The sequence below is a fragment of the Vibrio sp. Of14-4 genome (assembly GCF_022347625.1).
Taxonomy (GTDB): Bacteria; Pseudomonadota; Gammaproteobacteria; order Enterobacterales; family Vibrionaceae; genus Vibrio; species Vibrio pristinus.
Map to the genome: position 1 here is coordinate 43,592 of NZ_JAKRGI010000007.1, position 23,811 is coordinate 67,402.

The following is a 23,811-nucleotide window of genomic DNA, read 5'->3' on the forward strand; positions in this document are numbered from 1 at the left end:
TCGGCCGATACAAACCCCCGTACACGGGGGTTTTTTATTAGTATCAAGCGTTTTATTACAACACCGCTATGACATCCGAAGGAGTGTTTGGTGCAACCGCATCGCCATAATGAAATTTGATGATGGTTCTGCGTTTGGCCATTCTCCCTTCAGTGATCGCTGCATCAATAATGTACCTTGGTAACCGAAAGCGCATTGCGTAGCCTTTGCCTTGATCCTTACTGTAGCTATCTAGAGCAATTAGCTTGAAAATCCTATCGAGAGTATCGTTAGGGTTCTCATGATAAGTCGGCTTCACATCATCTTCTTCACTGGCTTCATAGCTGGGATGCTCGGCAGGATCCCAAGAAGATTGTTTTCGCCTTTTATCGTCCGCTTTGACTTGGCGCTCAGCGTTACTTTTGGTTAATGCCACCGTAGGGTTGACAGGCTCTCGAACCTTGTTGTCTCGTGCAACCTGTTCGGTTTGCACATTAACCGATGGAGCGATCAGCGGTACGCTTACGTTCGTAGGTGATACGAGCATTGCTTAACCTCCTCACGCTCAGTCAACAACGCATAATAAAACAGCGTTTTCTTGACTTAGTTACTTATCGGCTTACTTGATTAAAATTTTAGCTTATTGATTAAATTATTTTTATTTTACCTTGGCGAAGTGAATGACCTTTTGGCAAAACTGCTCATTTTCAGTGATAAAGGGGGCATGTGAGGAAGCGCTAAATACATGACTATCACTTATAGGCATGAGTGCATCGACCTCTATTGCCACTTGCTTGGGAACTAAGCCATCTAAGCGACCATACAAACGAAGGGTTGGAATATCTAACTGTTTGAGAAGGTGCCTGTGATCGATGCTTGAAAGCAGCTCTAGGCCAGCAATGAGTGACTCAGTATTGGGTAATGGCCGAGATAATACCGCTTGTTTAAGGCTTTTGATATCTTGACGCGCAGAAGGACTGCCCATTGCCTGCAAGGCCATAAACCTCTCGATTGTGAGTTTGAAATCATCGACTAATTGCTCAGTGAAATTGTTGAGCACTTTGGGCTGTATTCCTTTCCATTGTTTGTGCGCAGAAAACTTTGGTGAGCTGGCAACCGTGATTAATTTAGCGATATGCTCGGGGTGTTTTAAGGCGATGTGTGTAGCAACTAAGCCACCTAGTGACCAGCCGAGCCAGGTCGCGTTCTTCGGCGCCTCGGTCAGGATTTGCTGACTCAAGTCTTCTAAGGTGTTAAACGTGAGATGATTGCTGTGGCCAAAGCCGGGCAGGTCAATAACATGAACTCGAAAATGTTCACTTAATTGCTCGGCAGTTTGATGCCAAACCGCCCCATTCATCCCCCAGCCGTGGATAAGAATCAAGTCACTGCCTTGACCGCTACGTTGCCAGTATGGCGCTGCGTGTTTGCTCTCAGTTTGTACCACGTTTTTCATCCTTAAGGTTTCATTCAAACGGTTAAATTATCCTGACTACTGGTTTGGCAGGCAAAGAGCACATGTTAACCGATTGGATTGGCAAATACACAGCTTACCTGTTACCCAAGCATTGCGACTTATGTGGCTTACTTATTGAGAGACCGTATTCACATCCCATTGTCTGTCGTATCTGTCTGGATAATATGACTCGTCAGTCTCGCTGTTTACGTTGTGGGCTTATCGTACCAGTCGAAGCAGAGCAATGTGGGCGCTGCCTTGTCTCACCGCCTCCTTGGTCGCGCTTGTATTGTGTCGGTGATTATCAACAGCCTCTATCAAGTTATATTCATCGATTAAAGTATTCTGGGCAGTTTTGGCATGCGAGAACACTGGCTTTACTCCTTACTCCTCACCTTAGGGAAAAACCGGACTTGATTACTTTTGTGCCACTGCACTGGCAGCGATTTTTATATCGAGGCTATAACCAAAGCCAGCATTTGGCTTGGGAAATTAGTCAATCTATGCAGGTCAACTGCGGTGGCATTTTTCGTAAAGTCAGGGCAACACTGCGCCAACAAGGTATGACTAAACAGCAAAGAAAACGCAATGTCAGGCAGACTTTTAAGCTGCGCCAGCCCATTCATGCTGAACATGTCGCCATTGTTGATGATGTTTTAACTACGGGAAGTACAGTTGAACCTTTGTGCGAACTTCTTACTCAGCATGGAGTGAAAAGGATTGATATATATTGCATTTGTCGTACCTCTGAACCTAGGGATAAGCTAAGTGGTGCGAATTTGATCTAAAGGGCTAGATCTTGCAGAAATCAGGAGTAAAATGAGAGGTAAATAGCCTACAAAATTACTCAGGTATTCGTCGTGTCAAATTCTATTACTATTACTGAAAATGCCCAGCAGCACTTTGCTAACCTATTAAGTCAGCAACCTGAAGGCACAAACATTCGCGTGTTTGTGGTAAACCCTGGTACTCAGAATGCCGAGTGCGGCGTTTCTTATTGCCCAGTGGAAGCCATTGAATCTTCGGACACAGAAATTAAATATCAAAGCTTCTCTGCGTATATTGATGAACTAAGCTTGCCTTTTCTTGAAGACGCTGAGATTGACTATGTGACCGATAAAATGGGCTCTCAACTGACCCTAAAAGCTCCCAATGCTAAAATGCGTAAGGTAGCGGATGATGCGCCATTGCTTGAACGTGTTGAGTATGCGATTCAAACCCAAGTTAACCCTCAGTTAGCAGGGCATGGCGGACACGTCAATTTGGTTGAAATTACCGACGATGGTGTTGCTATTGTTGCCTTTGGTGGTGGTTGTAATGGCTGCTCTATGGTTGATGTAACGCTTAAAGAAGGCATTGAGAAAGAGCTGTTGCAGCAATTTGAAGGCGAATTGACAGCGGTTCGTGATGCGACAGAACATGATCGTGGGGAGCACTCATACTACTAAATAAAACTGGCTTAGTAAGAAAAATCAATGGCCGTGATTTGAAAGGTTGGCGATAAAGTCAGCCTTTTTTGTTTTCAAAACTATTTGTTTTCTCATATATTAGTGGCTTAACCAGACTAAGGAGTAGTGAGTGGCCAAGCAAAACCTTCCCATAATCCTAGGTAAACAGACGGTAGCAAAGTCTAGGCTATTTACTGTTGAGGCGCTTGATTTACGTTTTAGTAATGGTGTCGAACGAACCTATGAGCGAATGAAGCCTAGTGGTCGAACGGCGGTTATGATGGTGCCGGTGACAAAAGAAGGGGACTTGTTGCTAGTTAGGGAATATGCAGCAGGCACTGAATCTTATGAACTGGGTTTTCCAAAAGGTCTAGTGGATCTTGGAGAGCTGCCCATTGATGCTGCAAACCGAGAGCTCAAAGAGGAGATTGGTTTAGGAGCTAATAAACTTACGCCGCTCAAAGATGTTGTCCTCGCCCCTTCTTATTTTTCGAGTAAAATGACCTTGTTTATTGCAGAAGATCTATACTCAGAACAATTGGAAGGTGATGAACCAGAGCCCCTGGAAGTGATTCGTTGGCCACTTTCTCAAGCAGAAGAGCTTCTTACTCACCTCGACTTTAGTGAAGCGCGCAGTATAACAGCGTTATTACTTGCTCTACGTACCCTAAAACCATAACCAATGTAGAGCCTTGAAGGATTGATTATGCCAATGACCGAAGACTTTTCTCAGCATTTGCCTGCCGTGATTGATATTGCTCGGGCGGCGGGCCAGTTAACGCTTGATATCTATCAGAAAAAAGACTACCAAGCCTACACAAAAAGTGATCAGACCCCGGTAACGAGCGCTGATATTGCCGCTCATAAATTAATATTGGAAAAGCTAACCGAGCTTACTCCAGAGACACCTGTGCTCTCTGAAGAGGATGCGGATGTTAGTTTAGAGAAAAGGTTGAATTGGCATCGCTACTGGTTAGTCGACCCCTTAGACGGAACTCAGGAGTTTATTGCTCGCAGTGGTGACTTTGCCACCATAATCGCGCTAGTGGAAGATCATAGGCCGGTGATGGGAGTGGTTTATAGCCCAGTTTCAGGCGTTACTTATTATGCCTACAAGAATAAAGGTGCGTGGAAGATCCCGGATATGGATGAGAGCCTGCGTATCAACACGCTACATCATGAAGGGCAAGCCGATTCGATTGCGATGGCAATAAGTCGCAGGCAAGACATTAGCCGTATTACCAGCCGAATGAATAGTCGATGGAATTACGATCTTGTTCCACTTGGATCTGCGGCTTTGAAAGCTTGTCTGGTTGCAGAAGGGGCAGTTGATTGTTATTTGCGCCTTGGGCCTACTGGTGAATGGGATACAGCGGCGACTCAGTGCATTGTTGAAGAAGCGGGAGGGCGCATATTAAGTACCCAACTTGAACCGCTTTCCTATAATGAGCGAGAAACATTAGAAAACCCGAATTTTATTGTGCTTGGCGATCAGAGCCTGCCTTGGGATGAAATCCTACAAGTAAAGGACTGATCTACATTGCCTTAAGCACCATGGATTAGGCCTTGGAGTAGATATCTCTCTCGCCAAGCCATCGTTCAATAATTGCACTTGCCTTTTCTGGGTAGTTATCATGAATATGACGCGCGACACGCTGAACTTCGGGAATTAAGTGCTGATCTCTCACTAAATCTGCGATTTTAAAATCGGCAATGCCAGTTTGTTTGGTGCCGAGCAACTCTCCTGGCCCGCGAATTTCCAAATCGCGCTGTGCAATCACAAATCCATCGTTACTTTCTCTAAGTACGCCTAAGCGTTTTTGTGCCGTTTTCGATAAAGGTGAGTGATATAACAAAACACAGTGACTGGCGACACTGCCTCGACCAACTCTTCCTCGCAGCTGATGAAGCTGAGCTAAACCTAAACGCTCTGGGTTTTCAATAATCATCAAGCTAGAGTTTGGTACGTCGACACCAACTTCTATTACCGTTGTCGCAACCAATAAGTGCAGTTTGTTATCCTTGAAATCCTGCATGACTGACTGTTTTTCTGCTGGTTTCATCCGGCCGTGGACCAAACCAATTTTTACCTCGGGTAATTTTGCTTGTAATTCTTGAGCTGTGTCCTCTGCTGCTTGTGCTTCGAGTACTTCTGACTCATCAATCAAGGTACAAACCCAATAAGCTTGTTTGCCTTCATTGAGGCAAGCGTTGCGCACCCTTTCGACAATCTGGTCACGTTTGCTATCAGGGATGGCGACGGTTTGAATGGGGGTTCTGCCTGGGGGTAGCTCATCAATCACAGAGGTTTCCAGATCGGCATAGGCTGTCATCGCTAGAGTGCGAGGGATCGGGGTTGCGGTCATAATGAGCTGATGAGGGTATGCACCTTTCTTTTGTCCTTTTTCTCTCAGTTCAAGGCGCTGATGAACACCAAAGCGGTGTTGCTCATCAATAATCACCAGCGCTAAGTTATGAAAATTTACCTGCTCTTGAAACAAGGCGTGGGTACCGACGACCATTCGAGCTTGGCCGCTGGCAATATTCTCCAGCTCCGCTTGTTTGGCTTTACCTTTGAGTTTTCCGGCCAGCCAACCCACCTCAATACCCATTGGCTCAAGCCATTGTTTAAAATTAATTGCATGCTGCTCTGCCAGAAGTTCAGTTGGAGCCATAAGGGCGACTTGATAATTATGTTCAAGCGCTCTCAGGGCTGCGAGTGCTGCAACCAAGGTTTTCCCTGACCCTACATCGCCTTGCACTAGACGCATCATGGGGTGAGGCTTTTCTAAATCTTGTTCAATTTCCTTTACAACTCGTGACTGTGCCTGGGTGGGAGAAAAAGGTAGCTGCTGCAATAGCTTTTGTTTTAATTCTGTTTTTTTAGACAGAGGGAAAGCGGCGTCTTTCTGACATTTACTTCTTACCGATAGCATAGATAGGTTTTGCGCCAATAATTCTTCCATGATAAGGCGAATTTGTGCTGGATGTTTGCCTTGTTCGAAGGCTTCCAGATCTATATTTGGAGCGGGCCTATGTATGATATGCAGCGCTTGGTTTAAGGAGGTTTGTTGATCGTATAGCCCAGCCGGTAAGAGCTCTTGTACCGCTGTCTTGTTTAGCAATTCTAGAGCCTGATCGGTTAAACTACGCAGCGTAAGCTGGCGCAGACCGTCAGTAGTTGGATAGACTGGGGTCAGCGTCTTTTCAAGTTTGGTGGCTTGTTCAGGTGCATAAAATTTGTAGTCAGGATGAATGATTTCCAGACCCGTGCTCCCTCGCTTTACCTCGCCATAAGCATGGACTTGCTTGCCTTCACTAAAGTTATTTTTCATTGCAGCAGTAAAATTGAAAAATCTTAGTGTAATCGTCCCATTACCATCACTGACCTTTACTGCCAGCATGCGGCGTTTCCCAAACAAAGTGTCGGCACTCATTACCTTGCCTTGAACACTAGCCCACAAACCAGGATGCAGTTTGATGATAGGGTAGATGCGTGTTCTATCCTCATAGCGATGGGGGAGGTGGAAGAGCAAGTCTTGAACTGAATGAAGACCTACTTTTGATAACTTTTCTGCGACTTTCGCTCCAACACCAGTCAGAGAAGTTAAGGAAATGGCAGAGAGTAATTGAGACATGACACAGCTCGGTATGTTATTTACTGGCTAATCGACTTTACTAGTTAACCACTGAGCTGTGTTTTTGTACAGGGAAACTTAGGTCCTGTGCCGAGTTTTGCTTTATTTTTGCTGCATCTCTCGCCACCAATCTTCACTTGCGATTACCTCGCCCTGTTCATCGATAAGTGGATAAGGCAAGCCTTTACGCTTGGCAACTTTGGCTAGCACAGGGTGGCCGCGTTCAAACAAAACTTTTTGCACAGTGTTTTCAGCCAGTGGATTGGCTGGGTTGTCATATAAGCCCGCAGCTTGCCTCTGGCGCTGAGCTTCATACATGATAACGGCACTGGCAACTGACACATTGAGTGATTGCACCATGCCCAGCATCGGAATAATGATATCTTTATCGGCGAGCTGTTTGGCTTGCTCTGATGCTCCCATCTTTTCGCCACCTAGAATGATGGCTGTTGGCTTGGTGTAATCAATATCGCGAAAATCGACCGCGATTTCAGATAAGTTGGTGACTAAAACCTGCATATTTTGCTGTTTTAGTACACTCACGGCGTCGTTAATCGTGTCGTGGGTTTCTACTTCTACCCAGTTGCGAGCTCCCGCTGATGTATGACTGAGCGTGCGCATCGCATTTGGCCAAACGGCATGTATTTTATGGATAGCGGTGGCATCGGCGCTGCGAATTACGGCTGAGACATTGTTGGGTTTATGGACTTCTTCTAGACAAAATGTCAGGTCAGTCTGGCGTGACTTAAGGACTTGTTGAATCCGTTGGTAACGTTCTAAGTTCATAGTGATGTATGTGATTTAAGCCCTTGAGCTAGTGAGCTCAAGGGCATAGTTAAGACAAGGTTAGTTTTTGCGACGTCGCACCTTAAGAGCATGAGGCATGGCTTTAATTTTGCGCATGATGCCAGCAAGATGGACCCTATCCTTGGTGGTGAGCAGAACAGTGACTGTGTATAAACGACCGTCTTTCTCTTCCGTTGATAGTCCGTGAATATTCGACCCCGTTTTTGAGATAACATTAGTTAGCTCGGCAAGAACGCCTTGACGATTTTGCACATCCACGTATAGCTCGGTTATAAACTCTTGTTCATAATTATCAGACCATTCTACCGCCATGTACTTATCAAGCTCTTTTTGATAGCCGCGTACATTCGGGCAGGTCTCTCTGTGGACAACCAAGCCTCGCCCTGGTGATACATGGGCAATGATATGGTCATCCGGTATCGGATGGCAGCAGTTAGCAAAGGTGAGAAGTAATCCTTCCGCGCCGCGTATTGGCAACTTCTTCTTCGGTTTACCGCCTTCTGAAGGCTGGGCTTCTGTGAGCTCATCGGCATCGCCTAGTAGCCTGCGCGCAATCACTATGCTCATCAACTCACCCAGCCCGATGTCTGCCAATAGATCATCGACGTTATCGATTTTTAACTCAGACAATACATGCTGGATATTCTCTTCACGAATATCTGATAGAGACAAATCACCTAGAGCGTGATTGAGTAAACGGCGACCAAGGGTGATGGACTCTTCGCGGCGCATGGTTTTGAGTACTTGGCGTATTTTGGTCCGAGCCCGTGATGTAACCACATAGTTTAGCCAAGCTGCGTTGGGACGAGCTCCGGGCGCGCTGATGATTTCAATCGCTTGACCATTTTTGAGCGATTTACTCAAAGGATAAGGATTACGATCCACTCGTGCGCCGACACAGGTATTGCCCACATCGGTGTGAACAGCGTAGGCAAAATCGACAGCGGTCGCACCCACAGGGAGCTCAACAATACGACCTTTGGGGGTAAACACATAAATTTCGTCCGGGAAGAGATCCGATTTTACGTTTTCGATAAATTCGAATGAGTTACCCGCGCTTTGCTGTAGTTCCAGCAGGCTTTGCATCCAGCGCTGAGCTTTAATTTGCGCTGTGGTACCAGAGCGATCGCTGTTGCCTTTATAAGACCAGTGTGCCGCGACCCCTTTGTCTGCCATTTGGTCCATGTCTTCAGTGCGGATCTGGACTTCAACGGGCACACCATGAGGGCCAACCATAGAGGTGTGAATGGACTGATAACCATTGGCCTTAGGCACGGCTATGTAATCTTTCATTCTCCCAGGACGCGGTTTATACAAGCTGTGAACTTGTCCTAAAACGCGATAACAGGTGTCGGCGTCAGAGACAACAACTCTGAATGCGTAGATATCCATGATGGTGTGAAAGCGTTGTTCTTTGGTCTTCATCTTGTTGTAGATGGAATAGAGGTTTTTCTCTCGACCAAACACTCGGGCTTTGAGACCAACTTCTTCGAGGCGGCCTTCAATTTCATCATGGATACGCTGAATCATCTCTTTACGGTTACCACGCGCCGATTTAACAACGGCCTTTAATACACGGTAGCGATTTGGATACAAGGCTTCAAAGCCTAACTCTTCGAGTTCAGTTTTGATGTTATGGATACCCAAACGATGAGCAAGTGGTGAGTATATTTCTAGGGTTTCTCTGGCAATACGACGTTTCTTGTCTGCTCGAAGCGCCCCTAAAGTGCGCATGTTATGGGTTCTGTCGGCAAGCTTGATAAGAATGACACGGATATCTTGCACCATGGCAAGAACCATTTTACGAAAATTTTCTGCTTGCGCTTCTTTACGATCGCGAAACTTGAGCTTATCAAGTTTCGATACCCCGTCGACCAGTTCAGCAACGGTCGCACCAAATTGATTTTCTAAATCTTGTTTGGTTGCGGCAGTGTCTTCGATGACATCATGCAGTAGTGCGGCTTGTAGCGTTTCAATATCAAGGCGCATTTCAGCCAGAATTCGCGCCACGGCTACAGGGTGGATAATATAAGGTTCGCCACTTGAGCGAGTTTGCCCTTCATGGGCATCTTTCGCTACCACATAAGATTGACGCAGAGCCTCAATTTGAGGCTCTGGTAAGTATTCTTGGGCAACGTCTTTTAAGCTGTCGAATAAATACAAACTTTAGGCCCGAAAGATAGTTATTAGAAGACTGTCAGATTAGCGACTGTGTGCAATACTGCTTACAGCGGCTAGTTCTGCTGCTTCTTGTTCCTGTTGTTCCTGACGCTCTCTAGCATCAAGAATTTCTTTAGTGATTAGGCCTTCTTCAATTTCGCGTAGAGCGATAACCGTTGCCTTATCATTCTCCTCTGGCACTAGTGAATCTTTACCACCAGTTTGCATTTGACGAGCGCGGCGAGCCGCAATAAGAACTAGGTCGAAGCGGTTGCCAACTTTTTCAACAGCGTCTTGAACAGTTACGCGTGCCATGAGAACTCCAAATTAGTTAACTAAAAATTTTGTATGACGAGAAATTATACAGTCTCTATGTTCTCAGTGTCTAGTAGCCACTGAGAGTAATTAGTGATAAACCACCTATAGGCGGCTTAATCTGCTAAAAGTGCATCAAGCATCACCTTATATTTGGCGGCTTGTTTATCTTGTTTTAATCTTTCTGCTCGAATGATCGCCTTAAAATCGATAAGTGCGTTATCGAAATCGTCGTTAACAATCACATAGTCATATTCGGTATAGTGAGAAATCTCAGATTTTGCTTCTGCCATACGTTTTGCAATCACAGCTTCACTGTCTTGCCCGCGAGCATTGAGTCGACGTTCCAACTCATCATCTGAAGGCGGTAAGATAAAGATACTCTGCGCTTTGGGCATTTGTTTACGGATTTGCTGGGCACCTTGCCAATCGATATCCAGGAAGACATCAATACCTTTATCTAAATTCTCTTCAATCCACAGACGTGATGTTCCATAGTAGTTGCCAAACACTTCAGCGTATTCAAGAAAAGCGCCTTGTTCGATAAGCTCTTCGAAGGATTCTTTTTGCACAAAGTGATAATGAACACCATCTTGTTCACCTGGGCGCATGCCACGGGTCGTGTGTGATACTGACACCTTCATGGCATAGGTTGGATTGGTCTCTAGCATGGCAGAAATCAAGCTAGATTTTCCTGCTCCGCTTGGCGCGGATACGATGTAAAGAGTGCCTTTTCCCATGGGTACATTCCAAATTTGTTTCTATTTTGCCAGCTTTACGCTGACATCTTAAAGATAGCACTGACCGTGAGAAATCACTGAAGTGATTAAGTTTCAGTCAGAAAAAGGGAGCCGAAGGTTAGCACAGGTTGTTTATCTGGAACAAGCATTCGAGGTGGTCGATATAGCCTAGTGTATTTGAAGAGTCGATATTCTAGTGAAAAACTTCTTAGTTTTAAGGCAATATCAGAAAAAACACCTAGGATTATAAGGAAAAATTGTTGATTTTTTTGACAACAGTTTTGAGTCAGATGCAATCACCCAAGGGAGAGTAAGTGTTGTTAAAGCGAATTTTTTTGGTAGTAATGCTTGGTTTTCCTGTAGGTGTCGGAGCAAATGGTGATTCTTCTACCGTCAATGTGGCTGATGATAAGGTTTGTGAGCAAAGTGCATGCCCTAGCAATCAAGGGTCTGATCTAAAGAAGCCTGAACAAGGGTATTACCAATATCTACTCAATCAATTTAGACAGGTGATCCCAGGAGAAATGGATGGTTTTGCCGCTGTGGTTAAAGGAGCCAACCATAGCCGTTTTCCCTATTGGTATCTCAATGATAGCTTTATCTTCAATCAATACACCTATGATTACATCAGCGCGCGAGTTATGCCTGATATGGTCCGCGGCAGTGCTGAGCTGCTTGAAGGAAAAAGCTTCAATCACGCTTATTTACAGGTGATGTCTGCTATCTCTTATGGTTTGAATGAGCAAACAAAGCAGCAGTTAGCGGAGCATCAAAAAGAGCTAGAAACGCTTGCCAGTGAGCTGGTTGATGTTTACGAATACGCGTTTAATCCGATTACCCCAGAATACATAGAGAAGGCGAATCAAGCGCTTGAACCTTACAAAGGCAATGTTGAGACAAAACTCGACTATGTTGTCGATTATGCGGTTGCATTTAATTGGAGCGGGCATGCAGCAAAAGACGAGCCGCCAATAGCATTTTCCAAGCTTGCAGATGCGAACAACTTAACCCAAATTTTACCGGAGATGCCAGCCTCAGGTGCAGGGGTGTTGCAAAAGCTCGGCTTGTACTTGCATTCCTATCAGGTGATAAGCGCGATGAGTAATGGCTTCCAGCACAATTCTTCAATGCTTAAGTCTGCAATAAGTAATCTACAGTCACCTATGCATGACTCTGGTGGAATCAAGACCTTTAATCCAGTTGATGGCAGTGAGTCAAAAGATTATCAGCCCAGATATGATATTGGTATTTCACTTGCCGATATTACAAACTCTTTAAATAGCCCCGAACGAACGCTCGGCGTAACACTGTATCTTGACCCTGAGAAGGCTCAATCAGCGCAGCAAGCCTTAGTTGGCAATCTAGAGTTTGTTGATGATGTAGGGCGGTCGGTTGATTTAAACTCCCTCGCTAAAGCAGAACCGATAAAGATAGAGGTTAGCTATCAAGGTTATGTTTATTTGCCAATTAAAAAAGACAGTTTGAGCTCAGATGGGCAGTCTGGCTGGTATTTTAATGACCCTATTTGGCAGTCAATCCAGAATAAAGGCCAAGATGAAACTGGATATCAGCTGATATATAAACCACCTTTTAACCTTGGTTGCCATAATCAAGGTGGTAATTTAGCTGAACTAACAGGCGTGCTAATTGCCAACCCTCCTCAAGTAATGATTACTTTTGAAGGGGCGGCTAAGGCATTGCCAAGTCTGTTTGTTCAAGGCTCTGGCATCGGCAAGATTCAATTTGACTCTCAAGGCCCTAGCCTCGGAGTTGGACAGCGCAGTTATCGCTATCGGATTACCGATGGTAAAAATGGCCAGAAGAGCCTAACTTTCACATCCGATAATCAGAGAGAGCCTGACTCTCAGGCAAGTACTCTAAAAGCTAGTGTCCCGTTGGGGCTAAGAATGGCAGAGGTGCTATTGGTGACATACAAGTACCCTGCCGAACAAGGGAATAGAGCTTGCCAAATATAGCGAACCAGCTTTAGGCCGTAATGGTTTGACCTAGAGCTGGTTTTTATCTTTATTCAATATTTTGGATCTGCTCTCGCATCTGTTCGATAAGAACCTTTAGCTCAACGCCTGAGGCTGTGATATCTGTGCTTATTGATTTAGATGCCAAGGTGTTGGACTCGCGGTTAAACTCTTGCATCATAAAATCTAAGCGCCGGCCACAAGCGCCGCCTTTTTTAAGGATATTATTGGCTTCTTTTACGTGCGAATCGAGGCGATCTAGCTCCTCAGCAACATCAGACTTTTGCGCAAGAAGGATAAGTTCTTGTTCGACACGAGAAGGGTCAAGCTCGACCTTGGCTTCTTCAAATTTTGAGAACAAACGCTCGCGTTGCCACTCGATGATCTCTGGCATTCGAGCACGCACTTTGATGACTTCTTGTGTGATGGCAGACAAACGCTGCTCAATTAAGGCTTTCATGTTGTCGCCTTCACGGCCACGAGCTTCAATGAACTCGCTTACCGCGTCATCAAATGCAGCCAGTAAGTCTTTGTTAATCGCATCCATGTCCTGTTCAGAGGTTTCCATAACCCCTGGCCAGTTCATGATTTGAAATGGGTTTAATCGGTTGTCATCGCCTGTCATTGTCATCACTTGCTTAGCGGCATTGATCACTTGGTTGGCGAGAGTTTCGTTGATGCTGAGCTCGCCTTTGGCGGCAGGGTTAGATTCAAAACGCAGCGCACATTCTACTTTTCCGCGTGCTAGGCGCTTTCTAAAGCGCTCACGCAGAACAGGCTCTAGGCCACGAAATTGCTCAGGTAGTCGAAAGTAGGTTTCCAAATAACGTTGGTTGACGCTGCGGATTTCCCATACTGCGCTGCCCCATTCACCTTTTACCTCTTTACGAGCATAAGCGGTCATACTGTAGATCATCGAATTTTCCTGTCTTAATCATCTGTGAAAATAACGCGTGGCAATAGTAGCAGAATACGCGAGATTTGGTATCGCTGAAAAATAGGGTGCTTTTCCAGCACAGAGCTTTCTGCTAGAATCTTGCCCCAATCTGATTCGTCTTCCCCCTATCTGTAGATAGACAACTAAGGTAGATGCCAATGCGTCCAAACGATCGCAAGGCGGACCAAGTTCGCCCAATTAAAATCACTCGTAATTACACGGCTTACGCTGAAGGCTCAGTTCTGGTTGAGTTTGGCAATACGAAAGTATTATGCAATGCGACCGTTGAAGAAAATGTACCTCGCTGGCTAAAAGGTCAAGGTAAAGGCTGGGTGACGGCTGAATACGGTATGTTACCTCGCTCGACGCACTCCCGCATGCGCCGTGAAGCGGCGAGTGGAAAACAAGGTGGTCGCACCATGGAAATTCAGCGTCTGATTGCGCGTAGTTTAAGGGCTGTGGTCGATCTTGAAGCTATGGGCGAAATTATGGTGACTGTCGATTGTGACGTGATTCAAGCCGATGGCGGAACGCGTACGGCCGCTATTTCTGGTGCCAGTGTTGCTATGGCTGATGCATTTCAGCATTTAGTCGATGGTGGTAAGTTGAAAGCAAACCCGATGAAAGGCCATGTTGCTGCGGTTTCTGTCGGTATGCTTGGTCAAGATGTATTGTGTGACCTAGAGTACGTTGAAGACTCTGCTGCTGATACTGATATGAATGTGGTGATGACAGAAGATGGCCGCATGATTGAGGTACAAGGCACCGCAGAAGGCGAACCTTTCAGCCATGATGACTTGATGAAATTACTCGAGTCGGCAAAAACGGGGATTTGCGATATTGTCGCCGCGCAAAAAGCGGCATTAGAGCAATGATTTTTAAATAGCTTCCAACCTAGGAAGCTATTTTTTTATCTTTTGGAAGATGGCCATAGGCATTATTAACTTAGAGAGAGAGCAATGAAAGCATACCAGCGTGAATTTATTGAGTTTGCATTAGAGAAACAAGTACTAAAGTTTGGTGAGTTTACTTTAAAATCCGGCCGTAAGAGTCCTTATTTTTTTAACGCTGGTCTTTTTAATACAGGGCGAGATCTTGCTCGCTTAGGCCGTTATTATGCAGCCGCTCTGGCAGATTCTGGGATTGAGTTTGATGTGCTGTTTGGCCCTGCCTATAAAGGTATACCAATTGCTACCACAACAGCAGTCGCCTTAGCCGATCATCATAACCTAGATACACCCTATTGCTTTAACCGCAAAGAAGCAAAGGATCACGGCGAAGGTGGCAACTTAGTTGGCAGTGCACTCGAAGGGCGCATCATGTTGGTGGATGATGTGATCACTGCTGGCACAGCCATTCGTGAATCCATGCAGATTATCCAATCCAATGGCGCTGATTTAGCCGGCGTTTTAGTTGCTATTGACCGTCAGGAAAAAGGTAAGGGTGATTTATCTGCGATTCAGGAAGTTGAGCGTGATTTTGGTTGTGCGGTGATTTCTATCGTTAGCTTGGGTGACTTGGTGAGTTATTTAGAAGAGCAAGGTGATGCAACAGAGTATCTAGCGGCGGTGAAAGCCTACCGAGCTGAATTCGGCATCTAGATGGTAATCTGGCTCAGAAAAAAGGTTGACCTATGAGTCAACCTTTTTGCTTTTCAGTGTGCTTCTCTTGCTTTAGTTATCATAAATCGCGCGACCATCTCGCTGAGTTTTGAGTAAAGAGAGATTCCACATATATTGTTCAGGGTGAGGTCTTAACAGATCTTCAATGGCTTGATTCATTGCGCGCGCGTCTGACTCTTCATCGCCAGTGGGAAAGTTTTCTAACGCTGGCAGAATATGCACTTCATATTTACCTGTCTTATCGTTGTAAGCTGGTAAAACAGGCACGACTCTAGCTTTGGATAAACGCGCCATTTTGCCAAAGCCTTTGAGTGTGGCTTTTTCCGTACCAAAGAAGGGAACGAAGACGGAATTTTCAGCGCCAAAATCTTCATCTGGTAACCAGTAACCCAGGTAGCCATCTTTAATCGAGCGCACAAATGGTTTTACTCCTGCATCTCTTGCAAAAATACGCCCACCATATTGCATGCGCTGGACTTGCATTAACCAATCACCGATTGGGTTACGCTGAGGCTTCATAATAGTAGTGACTTTATAGCCTTTAGCCGCAAGCATGACAGCAGGATAGTCAACCGCCCAGGCGTGGGGAGCGAGAATTATCACCTTTTCACCTGCATCGAGCAGAGGGAGGATGTTATCCTCGCCTATCATTACGCCGCGATTTTGGTTGTGCTTGGTTGAGCGAACCAAAAACTCCGAATAGCCCAAAAGATACTGAGCGGCTTTTACAAAGGTCTCTTCTAATATCCGCTGACGTTCTGATTCGGATTTTTCAGGAAAGCAATACGCCAAGTTTACACGGGCACGGCGCACAACTCGGCCATTTTTTCTTACAATAAATACTGACAACTTACGAGCCAAAGTGTCACGCCAACGAAATGGAATAAAGGCGACAAGAGCCGCAAAGGCTATACCTAGCCATGTTCCCCAATGTTTAGGGTGCAAAAAAGCCCATTCAAACTTTGGGTTATGCAGATGTTTTTCGATGCTATTTTTATCTGGGTTGCTCATTGAAACTTATTGATATCTTGAATTGGTGAGTGAGTGATCGGGTAAAGATTTAAAGCGTTTATGTAACCACATCCATTGCTCGGGCGCGCGCATGATAATTTCTTCGACAAATTTATTCATATAGGCAGCGGCGGCATCTTCATCTTTGTGCGGAAAGTCTTGTTCAATCGACTTGTCCGCAATGATCTCGTATTTGCCTTGCGGGTTGCGAAAGCCTGAACCGGGCACAATGGCACTCTTGCTGGTTGAGGCAAGAATCCGCGTTCCCGTTGTTGTACAGGCTTCTTTAACCGCAAAAAATGGTACAAATACGGATTTGTTGTGCCCATAGTCTTGGTCTGGTAAGTAGAACAGTCTATGGCCTTGGCGTAGTACGCGTACCATTTGTTTTAAATCACGGCGATAAATCAACTGATTACCGTTGCGAGTACGGCCTCTGTACTGGATGAATTCATAGGCAGGATTACTGTGTGGCCGGTAAGCACCGTATCCAGGAAGGCCCAATACAGCAAAGGCTCGGGCGGTGATTTCAAGGTTGAGCGCGTGCACGCAGCAAAGCAGCACACCTTTTCCTGCGTCTTGGTGTTTTTGCAATTCATCAATATCTTTGGCAATCAGAATACGTTTAAAGCGCCATGTTGGCCAAAACCAAGTAATACCGGTTTCAATCAGAGCCATACCAGTATTTTTAAAGTTTTCCTCTACCATGTCGTCAATCTCTTGCGCTGACATGCTAGGGAAGGCTAGCTCAAGATTACGCTTAGCAATGTTTGCTCGTGACTTACCTATTTTGATGCCCAGAGAGCCAATCCCTCGTCCAATCTTGAGAAGTACAGTATAGGGAAGTATGTTCACAATAAGGGCGAGAAAGCCAAATCCTAGCCATACGCCCCAGTATTTTGGATGAAGTAAGCCTGCAGAAAACTCTGGTTTATCAAGGGTATTTTTTTTGCTCATGTTACAAACTACTTAATTTGTGCGCTCAGTAAAGCCCAATATTGTTCGAAATTGGCTGTTGGCTGATATTTAAAATCACTGCGGACAAAGCGATTTAAGCTACCTTCTACTTGACCTAGCAATTGCGCCGCTAGGGTTAGTTCATCGACAGGAAATGCTTTTCCTTCTCTTAATTGACGCTCACGCAGAATTTGGCGGATTGAAGTTTCGATACGTTCAAATAGCTGATTAATGCGTTCACGCAGGCGCTCATTTTCAAACATCAGAGCATGACCGGATAAAATTCGCGTTAAGCCAGGATTACGTTCGGCAAAGGCTAACACTAACTGAAGCACCAGGCGAATGCGCGTTAATGTGTCTTTTTCCTCATCGAGAATACGATTGATGCGTGACATCAGAGACTCTTCAATAAACTCGATTAGGCCCTCGAACATACGTGCCTTGCTCGGAAAGTGGCGATATAAGGCTGCCTCAGACACACCAACGTGCTTTGCAAGCTTAGCGGTTGTGATTCGGGAAGCTCCATCGTGAGATTCCAGCATCTGTGCCAGTGCTTGTAGTATTTCTTCCCGGCGGTTGCTTTTTTTTGTTCCGGCCATGAATGAGTTCCTTTTGTATCTCCACTGTTAATGCCAATAAACACAGGCATTCGCCCAGACTAGCAAACTAGGGTGAGCGGAATAGACAACGTTCTGAATATAAGGTTAGGGTCTGCTTATTTTTCTGAGTAAGCGTATACGACTAGGTTGCAGTCCCGTGATTTAGCTACTTATTTTTTCTGCAATGCACATGAGTATTTGCTGCGCAATTTTTTGCTTTGATGCAAGGGTAAGTGACTGCTCACCCTCTTTCCAGTATAGAGTAATTGCATTGTTGTTGCTGTTAAAGCCTTGCCCCTCTATTGAGACATCATTGGCACAAATCATATCTAAGTTTTTATTGCTGAGCTTACTGCGTGCGTAGTGAGCGACATCCTGCGTTTCTGCAGCGAAACCTACCGTGTATGGTCGAGCGTCGGTCATGTTGGCAACAGAAGCCACAATATCCGGATTTTTGACCATAGTAATGGTCATATGCTCGTTGCCGTCTTTTTTCTTAATTTTTTGCTCGGCAATCGATTCAGGGCGGTAATCTGCCACAGCAGCGCAACTGATAAAAATATCATGAGAAGGGGCATATTGCATAACGGTATTGTGCATTTCTAGGGCGCTTGCTACATCAATTCTGTTTGCGCCTACAGGTGTGTCTAGTGAAACTGGGCCTGCAACTAAGTTTGTTGAGGCGCCCAATTGCACGGCAGCTTGTGCCAGTGCAAACCCCATTTTGCCTGAGCTGTGATTAGAAATATAACGCACAGGGTCAATCGATTCTCGTGTAGGTCCTGCGGTAATGAGTACAGACAACCCTTTAAGTGGTTTGTCTGCCCAAAATTGCTCACATTCCTCGACTAATTGCATCGGCTCGAGCATGCGGCCTGGGCCAATGTCACCGCAAGCTTGCTCACCAGAGGCAGGTCCCCAAATATGTATGCCTCGTCTTTGCAGTGTGGCGATGTTTTCTTGGGTTGCCTGATTACGATACATTTGTTGATTCATGGCAGGGGAGACAGCAATAGGGGCGTCGCTTGCTAACACTAGCGTGGTAAGCAGGTCATTTCCCATACCTGATGCAATGCGAGCGATGAGATCTGCCGTGGCTGGTGCGAGCAGTATCAAGTCAGCCCATTTCGCCAATTCAATATGGCCCATTGACGCCTCTGCCGCAGGATCAAGAAGGCTATCGGAGACAGGCTTTCCTGACACGGCTTGCATGGTTAAGGGGGTAATAAATTCTTTTGCGGCTCTGGTCATTACAACTTGTACTTCTGCGCCTCTTTCGATTAAGCGTCGAGTCAAATCTGCACATTTATAAGCAGCTATACCACCACCGATACCAAGTAGGATCTTTTTGCCTGCGAGTGTTTGCATTATGTCATCCTTAAAAAATTCTGTGGCAAGATTACCATGCAGCAGTTTGAGACTCTAGAAATGGTGTCGTAAGTTTTACATCCCACCATGCTTTGGCTGCTTATTTATATACCTATTATTTACGCAAAATCTTTCACTTGCTCTAAGACAGCGTTGATTTGTGTGATTCAGTGCATAGCTATGATTATGCTAGTGTGGCGTTGTTCAAATTTAAGGTTTCGTTATGTTTTTACCTCCTGAGTCCATGCCAAGGGAAAAGTTGATTGCGCGAGGAGCACAATCCCTGACTGACGCTGAGTTGCTGGCAATCTTTTTGCGTACAGGCACTAAAGATATGAATGTATTGCAATTGGCGGACAAGCTACTTAAAGAGATGGGTTCGCTGCGCGGTTTGTTCTCAGCTGATAAAGTAGAACTATGCCAATATAAGGGCTTGGGAGAGGCAAAATACGTTCAATTACAGGCAGCATTAGAAATGACGCAACGTTACCTCCATGAGGCTTTGGTTCGCGGAGAAGCGTTAACCAGTCCAGAACAAACCAAGTTGTATTTGGTAAGCAGGCTGCGTGATAAAACTCGTGAAGCTTTCTATATCTTATTTTTGGATAATCAACACAGGGTGATTAAAGGAGAGGTTTTATTTGAAGGGACTATAGATAGCGCCTCAGTTTATCCAAGAGAAGTGGTCAAACGTGCGCTTGATCACAATGCTGCTGCACTGATACTGGCTCATAATCATCCTTCTGGGGTTGCAGAGCCTAGTCAAGCTGACCGTCGAATCACCCGTCGTATTGGGGATGCACTGGCTTTAGTTGATATTCGTGTGCTTGATCATTTTGTGGTTGGCGACGGAGAGGTGGTTTCCTTTGCAGAGCGTGGATGGATTTAAATCACATTACTAGTTGTGAGTTGCGTGAATTCTGCTACAATCCCCCGACATTTTTTGAACTATTATCAGCTCTGCCTAAAAAAGATCACGAAAACCTTGAAAAAGGATCTGTTCGGGTCTTGAGCAATGCTAGTCAAGTTAGTATAATGCGCGACCTTTGATAGCCTTGTATGGGTTTCCATAACGGTATAAGACCTCTAAATTCTTCTATGAGAAATAGAGAGGTTCGGCCACCAAGGTTGATATCGAGCTGAAACGATTTTGGAGAAGACATTCATGTCACGAGTATGCCAAGTAACTGGTAAGCGTCCAGTAACGGGTAACAACCGTTCACACGCACGTAATGCTACTAAGCGTCGTTTTCTGCCGAACCTACAAACTCATCGTTTCTGGGTAGAGAGCGAAAAACGTTTTGTTAAACTACGTCTATCTGCTAAAGGTATGCGTATCATCGACAAGAAGGGCATTGATGCTGTTCTTGCTGACATTCGCGCAAACGGCGAAAACGTTTAAGAGGAAATAGGCAATGGCAAAGAAAGGCGTACGTGAGAAAATCCGTCTAGTATCTTCTGCAGGTACTGGTCACTTCTACACTACTGATAAGAACAAGCGTAATATGCCAGGCAAATTTGAGATCAAAAAGTTTGATCCAGTTGTTCGCCAGCACGTTATGTACAAAGAAGCGAAAATCAAGTAATTGATTTCTCTTCTCAGCTTCTTTAACGGAAGTTCATACTAGAAACCCAGCATATTTGCTGGGTTTTTTGTTTTTCTAAAGCTATCAATATACTCTGGCCTGCGCAGTGTGTTTGATCTCCGTTTCCCTCCATTCTGTTTTCTGCTACCTTTTATTACAGTCACTTAAATGGAAAACTCAACTCATGCGTGTTTCTACATCCAGACGTCGCCGCTGGAATAACATCATGATTCTGGGCATTATTGCCTTTATTATGATCCTTAACCTGCCAACGATTATTAAGACTTATCTTATAGAAGATGACTCGGCAGTGATGAGTGGTGATTACCCTTATTTGCTCGATCCATCATCTGAGTTGCGGGCCTTGTATTTCTCTAACTGGTCATTAGAGTTCCAAGGTGGGCAGTGGAGTATGACTAGGCAAGGTAGCGTATCTGCCGCTGAGTTAGCCAAGCGCTGGGGAAGCTTGGTGGGTACTAGAGTCGACGTTCAGACGTTTGATAGCCTTAAACCTCAACTCAGCTCACCCAGCACTATAGAAGTTTGGTATCAAGATCAGGAAGAGCCACAAAGGATCACTTTCTATCAAGCCCCGAAATTTTGGCTGTTAAAAAACTGGCAAGATCAATGGATCGCGATTTCAGTTGAACCTGAATATTTGTTACCTTAACCAACCTTATCCAATCTGGAATAAAAGAGCATAATGCCTGAGTTACCTGAAGTTGAAGTGAGTCGTCTGGGCATCACACCACATCTCATCGGACAAACAGTTGCCAAACTGACCTTTCGTACACCCAAATTGCGCTGGGATATTCCAAAGGCACTAAAAAATATCGAAGGCCAAGTAATACGTAATATTTCTCGCCGAGCTAAATATTTGCTGATTGAAACCAATGCAGGTAGTGCTATTGTCCATTTGGGGATGTCTGGATCGCTGCGTGTGTTAGACGCAGAAATCGCACCAAGCAAGCATGATCACGTAGATTTGAAGCTCACTAATGGCAAAGTGCTGCGCTATAACGACCCAAGACGCTTTGGTGCTTGGCTGTGGACAGAAAATGGAGAGCACCAAGTACTGGATCGCATGGGGCCAGAGCCATTAACCAATGAGTTCGATGCAGCTTACATTGCGGCTAAAGCTGTCAATAAGAGAGTGGCCGTAAAACAGTTCATCATGGACAATAAGATAGTGGTCGGTGTGGGTAACATATACGCGAATGAATCCTTGTTTAGCGCTCAAATTCATCCAACTCGACCTGCTGGCTCATTAACCGATAATGAATGGTTAGGGCTAGTCAAAGAAATTAAGCAAGTTCTTGATACCGCGATTAAGCAAGGTGGGACAACGCTTAAGGATTTTGCTCAAGCTGATGGTAAGCCTGGATACTTTGCTCAAGAGCTACAAGTATATGGTCGTGCGGGCGAGCCCTGTCCGAGCTGCGCTGAGGCCATCCAAGAGCAGAAAATTGGTCAACGTAACACATTTTTCTGTGACACCTGCCAGCACTGATCTCAGCGGCGTTTGCCGCTGAATTTATACGTGCGCCTTACTTTTAAGGGCTTTTGCGACTATCTCAGGGACAAAGTTAGTCACATCACCACCGTGAATTGCAACTTCTCGAACTATGGTAGAGGAGATAAACGCATGCTCTTCTGCTGGTGTTAGAAAGACGCTTTCAAGTCCAGGCATTAATCTGCGATACATATTGGTTAAACCAAATTCATACTCAAAGTCGACAGTGGTGCGCAAACCGCGTATCAGAACGTTGGCATTTTCTTGCTTAGCAAAGTCGACCATCAAACCAGCAAAACCTTTTGAGCTGACATTATCCAAATGCTCGGTAACTTGCTGAGTAAAAGCAACGCGCTCTTCAAGTGTAAACATGGTGTTTTTACTTGGGCTGGCAGCGACGGCGATCGTGACTTGGTCAAACATATCCGCCGCCCTTTCTATTAAATCTAAGTGGCCGTTGGTAATAGGATCAAAGGTTCCTGGGTATATCACTCTGGAGAGACGCTTTTTACTCACTGTTAAGTACTCGATGGATTTATTTATCTCGCTTAATGGTAACAAAAAGGCTCACATTTACCCAACTTAGCCGTTATCATTGAGACAAAAGATCGAACGCTGGAAATGTAATGAAAAAAATACTGGTTGTCCGAAACGATAAAATTGGCGACTTTATGCTGGCTTGGCCAAGTTTTGCCATGCTCAAAAACTCTCTCACTCATTGTCAGATCACGGCGCTAGTTCCCAACTATACAGTGGCTCTTGCCAAACTTTGCCCTTGGATTGATGAGGTTCTGGTTGATCCGACAAGCAAAGGTTCCAAGCAAGCCCGGTCAGCTTTGGTCGAAATACTAAAGTCGGAACACTTTGATGCATCGATCAATCTATTTTCGACAACCTACAATGCCAAATTAGTCTGGAAAGCAAAGATTCCGTATCGTTTGGCGCCTGCTACCAAGCTAGCACAAATCTTTTATAACAAGCGTATAAAACAGAAACGCTCGCAATCAGCCAAACCTGAATATGAATACAATCTTGATTTAGTGAGGGCTTTCCTCACCGATCTCGGTAAAGACATAGTTGAACCTAAGGCGCCTTATTTATCTTTTTCATCCCAAGATATTGATAGTCAGAAGCAAAAACTCGCGCAGCAACTTGGCATTAGTATACATAAGCCTTGGTTTTTTGTTCATGCAGGCAGCGGCGGCTCTGCAAACAACCTTTCACTTACGCAATACACCCAGTTAATTTGTAGCTTGTCAGGAGAGTTTGAGGTGGTGTTAACCGCAGGTCCTGGCGAAGAGCAAAAAGCGGCAGAGCTGAATACCCTAGTGCAGCAGCAAGGCAGAAGCTGTGTGGTGTATGACAAGAATCAAGGCTTAATCGATTTTTCTCTTGCAATTGCATGCGCTGACTTGTTTATCGCAGGTTCTACAGGGCCACTGCATATTGCCGCGGCTATTGATGTGCCAACGGTGGGTTTTTTCCCTAGCAAGCGCTCGGCGACGCCTCTGCGTTGGCAGCCGATTAACTCTGTCAATAATCACATTGCATTTTGTCCACCACCAGCAAATGATCAAGCTAGTCAGGAAGATATGGCCAGAATTGATATCAGCTCGGTTGTTAACGACCTACAGCCATGGTTAGACGGTAAGGTTAAATAAAGGGCCAAAGGCGCCCATTTTTGCCTTTGGCTGCCAAG

26 protein-coding genes are annotated in these 23,811 nt (G+C 45.2%); 13 read left to right on the forward strand and 13 right to left on the reverse strand.

The window, feature by feature from the left end:
• Positions 1-55 precede the first annotated feature (55 nt).
• Complete coding sequence (locus MHN79_RS08875) at positions 56-526, reverse strand: ATP-dependent Lon protease (protein WP_239172591.1); 471 nt, start codon at positions 524-526, stop codon at positions 56-58.
• A 111-nt stretch (positions 527-637) separates the two neighbouring features.
• Positions 638-1,435 (reverse strand): pimeloyl-ACP methyl ester esterase BioH, encoded by a 798-nt coding sequence (bioH, locus tag MHN79_RS08880; RefSeq protein WP_239172592.1) that lies wholly within the window; start codon positions 1,433-1,435, stop codon positions 638-640.
• 62 nt (positions 1,436-1,497) lie between these two features.
• On the opposite strand from bioH, the gene MHN79_RS08885 reads away from it, so the two are divergent.
• The 4 genes from MHN79_RS08885 (at position 1,498) to cysQ (ending at position 4,417) form a co-directional block, all read left to right on the forward strand.
• Positions 1,498-2,223: a ComF family protein gene (locus MHN79_RS08885; RefSeq protein WP_239172593.1), complete on the forward strand. Its 726-nt coding sequence runs from the start codon at positions 1,498-1,500 to the stop codon at positions 2,221-2,223.
• Between the two features lie 72 nt (positions 2,224-2,295).
• Positions 2,296-2,883: a Fe-S biogenesis protein NfuA gene (gene nfuA, locus MHN79_RS08890; protein WP_114785880.1), complete on the forward strand. Its 588-nt coding sequence runs from the start codon at positions 2,296-2,298 to the stop codon at positions 2,881-2,883.
• A 130-nt stretch (positions 2,884-3,013) separates the two neighbouring features.
• Positions 3,014-3,562 (forward strand): ADP compounds hydrolase NudE, encoded by a 549-nt coding sequence (nudE, locus tag MHN79_RS08895; RefSeq protein ID WP_239172594.1) that lies wholly within the window; start codon positions 3,014-3,016, stop codon positions 3,560-3,562.
• A 27-nt stretch (positions 3,563-3,589) separates the two neighbouring features.
• Entirely contained in the window at positions 3,590-4,417 is an 828-nt protein-coding gene (gene cysQ / locus MHN79_RS08900; protein ID WP_239172595.1) for a 3'(2'),5'-bisphosphate nucleotidase CysQ, read from the forward strand.
• 25 nt (positions 4,418-4,442) lie between these two features.
• Here cysQ and recG read toward each other — a convergent pair whose 3' ends face one another.
• The 5 genes from recG to gmk all read right to left on the reverse strand — a co-directional run bounded on the left by recG (position 4,443) and on the right by gmk (position 10,543).
• Positions 4,443-6,521 carry an ATP-dependent DNA helicase RecG gene (gene recG, locus MHN79_RS08905; protein WP_239172596.1) on the reverse strand — a complete coding sequence of 693 codons (2,079 nt, stop codon included), beginning with the start codon at positions 6,519-6,521 and terminating at the stop codon, positions 4,443-4,445.
• A 102-nt stretch (positions 6,522-6,623) separates the two neighbouring features.
• Positions 6,624-7,307 carry a tRNA (guanosine(18)-2'-O)-methyltransferase TrmH gene (trmH, locus tag MHN79_RS08910; protein WP_239172597.1) on the reverse strand — a complete coding sequence of 228 codons (684 nt, stop codon included), beginning with the start codon at positions 7,305-7,307 and terminating at the stop codon, positions 6,624-6,626.
• Positions 7,308-7,367: 60 nt separating this feature from the next.
• Positions 7,368-9,491: a bifunctional GTP diphosphokinase/guanosine-3',5'-bis pyrophosphate 3'-pyrophosphohydrolase gene (gene spoT / locus MHN79_RS08915; RefSeq protein WP_239172598.1), complete on the reverse strand. Its 2,124-nt coding sequence runs from the start codon at positions 9,489-9,491 to the stop codon at positions 7,368-7,370.
• Positions 9,492-9,530: 39 nt separating this feature from the next.
• The gene (gene rpoZ, locus MHN79_RS08920; RefSeq protein WP_006957184.1) at positions 9,531-9,803 is read right to left on the reverse strand and encodes a DNA-directed RNA polymerase subunit omega; all 273 of its coding nucleotides are present in this window, start codon (positions 9,801-9,803) and stop codon (positions 9,531-9,533) included.
• Between the two features lie 116 nt (positions 9,804-9,919).
• Entirely contained in the window at positions 9,920-10,543 is a 624-nt protein-coding gene (gmk, locus tag MHN79_RS08925; protein WP_239172599.1) for a guanylate kinase, read from the reverse strand.
• A gap of 314 nt (positions 10,544-10,857) precedes the next feature.
• Between gmk and MHN79_RS08930 the strand changes: the two genes are divergently transcribed.
• Complete coding sequence (locus MHN79_RS08930; protein WP_239172600.1) at positions 10,858-12,519, forward strand: hypothetical protein; 1,662 nt, start codon at positions 10,858-10,860, stop codon at positions 12,517-12,519.
• Positions 12,520-12,568: 49 nt separating this feature from the next.
• On the opposite strand, the gene MHN79_RS08935 is transcribed toward MHN79_RS08930, so the two are convergent.
• Positions 12,569-13,435 carry a YicC/YloC family endoribonuclease gene (locus tag MHN79_RS08935; RefSeq protein ID WP_239172601.1) on the reverse strand — a complete coding sequence of 289 codons (867 nt, stop codon included), beginning with the start codon at positions 13,433-13,435 and terminating at the stop codon, positions 12,569-12,571.
• Between the two features lie 179 nt (positions 13,436-13,614).
• On the opposite strand from MHN79_RS08935, the gene rph reads away from it, so the two are divergent.
• Positions 13,615-14,331 (forward strand): ribonuclease PH, encoded by a 717-nt coding sequence (gene rph / locus MHN79_RS08940; protein ID WP_152429295.1) that lies wholly within the window; start codon positions 13,615-13,617, stop codon positions 14,329-14,331.
• An 84-nt stretch (positions 14,332-14,415) separates the two neighbouring features.
• Positions 14,416-15,057: an orotate phosphoribosyltransferase gene (gene pyrE, locus MHN79_RS08945; protein ID WP_239172602.1), complete on the forward strand. Its 642-nt coding sequence runs from the start codon at positions 14,416-14,418 to the stop codon at positions 15,055-15,057.
• Between the two features lie 72 nt (positions 15,058-15,129).
• Here pyrE and lpxM read toward each other — a convergent pair whose 3' ends face one another.
• The 4 genes from lpxM to coaBC all read right to left on the reverse strand — a co-directional run bounded on the left by lpxM (position 15,130) and on the right by coaBC (position 19,013).
• The gene (gene lpxM, locus MHN79_RS08950; protein WP_239172603.1) at positions 15,130-16,089 is read right to left on the reverse strand and encodes a lauroyl-Kdo(2)-lipid IV(A) myristoyltransferase; all 960 of its coding nucleotides are present in this window, start codon (positions 16,087-16,089) and stop codon (positions 15,130-15,132) included.
• A gap of 6 nt (positions 16,090-16,095) precedes the next feature.
• Positions 16,096-17,046, reverse strand: coding sequence for a Kdo(2)-lipid IV(A) acyltransferase (locus MHN79_RS08955; protein WP_239172604.1), 951 nt, complete (start codon positions 17,044-17,046; stop codon positions 16,096-16,098).
• Positions 17,047-17,054: 8 nt separating this feature from the next.
• Complete coding sequence (gene slmA / locus MHN79_RS08960) at positions 17,055-17,645, reverse strand: nucleoid occlusion factor SlmA (RefSeq protein ID WP_114785895.1); 591 nt, start codon at positions 17,643-17,645, stop codon at positions 17,055-17,057.
• A 162-nt stretch (positions 17,646-17,807) separates the two neighbouring features.
• Positions 17,808-19,013 carry a bifunctional phosphopantothenoylcysteine decarboxylase/phosphopantothenate--cysteine ligase CoaBC gene (gene coaBC, locus MHN79_RS08965; protein ID WP_239172605.1) on the reverse strand — a complete coding sequence of 402 codons (1,206 nt, stop codon included), beginning with the start codon at positions 19,011-19,013 and terminating at the stop codon, positions 17,808-17,810.
• A 223-nt stretch (positions 19,014-19,236) separates the two neighbouring features.
• On the opposite strand from coaBC, the gene radC reads away from it, so the two are divergent.
• From radC to mutM, 5 genes are all read left to right on the forward strand, one after another.
• Positions 19,237-19,902 carry a DNA repair protein RadC gene (radC, locus tag MHN79_RS08970; RefSeq protein ID WP_202408670.1) on the forward strand — a complete coding sequence of 222 codons (666 nt, stop codon included), beginning with the start codon at positions 19,237-19,239 and terminating at the stop codon, positions 19,900-19,902.
• Positions 19,903-20,178: 276 nt separating this feature from the next.
• The gene (rpmB, locus tag MHN79_RS08975) at positions 20,179-20,415 is read left to right on the forward strand and encodes a 50S ribosomal protein L28 (RefSeq protein ID WP_006881432.1); all 237 of its coding nucleotides are present in this window, start codon (positions 20,179-20,181) and stop codon (positions 20,413-20,415) included.
• Positions 20,416-20,428: 13 nt separating this feature from the next.
• Complete coding sequence (rpmG, locus tag MHN79_RS08980; protein WP_004410866.1) at positions 20,429-20,599, forward strand: 50S ribosomal protein L33; 171 nt, start codon at positions 20,429-20,431, stop codon at positions 20,597-20,599.
• 184 nt (positions 20,600-20,783) lie between these two features.
• A complete protein-coding gene (locus MHN79_RS08985; protein ID WP_239172606.1) occupies positions 20,784-21,269 on the forward strand; it encodes a hypothetical protein in 486 nt (161 codons plus the stop codon).
• A 33-nt stretch (positions 21,270-21,302) separates the two neighbouring features.
• Positions 21,303-22,109 (forward strand): bifunctional DNA-formamidopyrimidine glycosylase/DNA-(apurinic or apyrimidinic site) lyase, encoded by an 807-nt coding sequence (gene mutM / locus MHN79_RS08990; RefSeq protein ID WP_239172607.1) that lies wholly within the window; start codon positions 21,303-21,305, stop codon positions 22,107-22,109.
• A gap of 24 nt (positions 22,110-22,133) precedes the next feature.
• Here the strand turns inward: mutM and coaD are convergent, their stop codons facing one another.
• A complete protein-coding gene (gene coaD, locus MHN79_RS08995; protein ID WP_114786019.1) occupies positions 22,134-22,628 on the reverse strand; it encodes a pantetheine-phosphate adenylyltransferase in 495 nt (164 codons plus the stop codon).
• Between the two features lie 110 nt (positions 22,629-22,738).
• Between coaD and MHN79_RS09000 the strand changes: the two genes are divergently transcribed.
• The gene (locus MHN79_RS09000; RefSeq protein WP_239172608.1) at positions 22,739-23,773 is read left to right on the forward strand and encodes a glycosyltransferase family 9 protein; all 1,035 of its coding nucleotides are present in this window, start codon (positions 22,739-22,741) and stop codon (positions 23,771-23,773) included.
• The last annotated feature ends 38 nt before the right edge of the window (positions 23,774-23,811 follow it).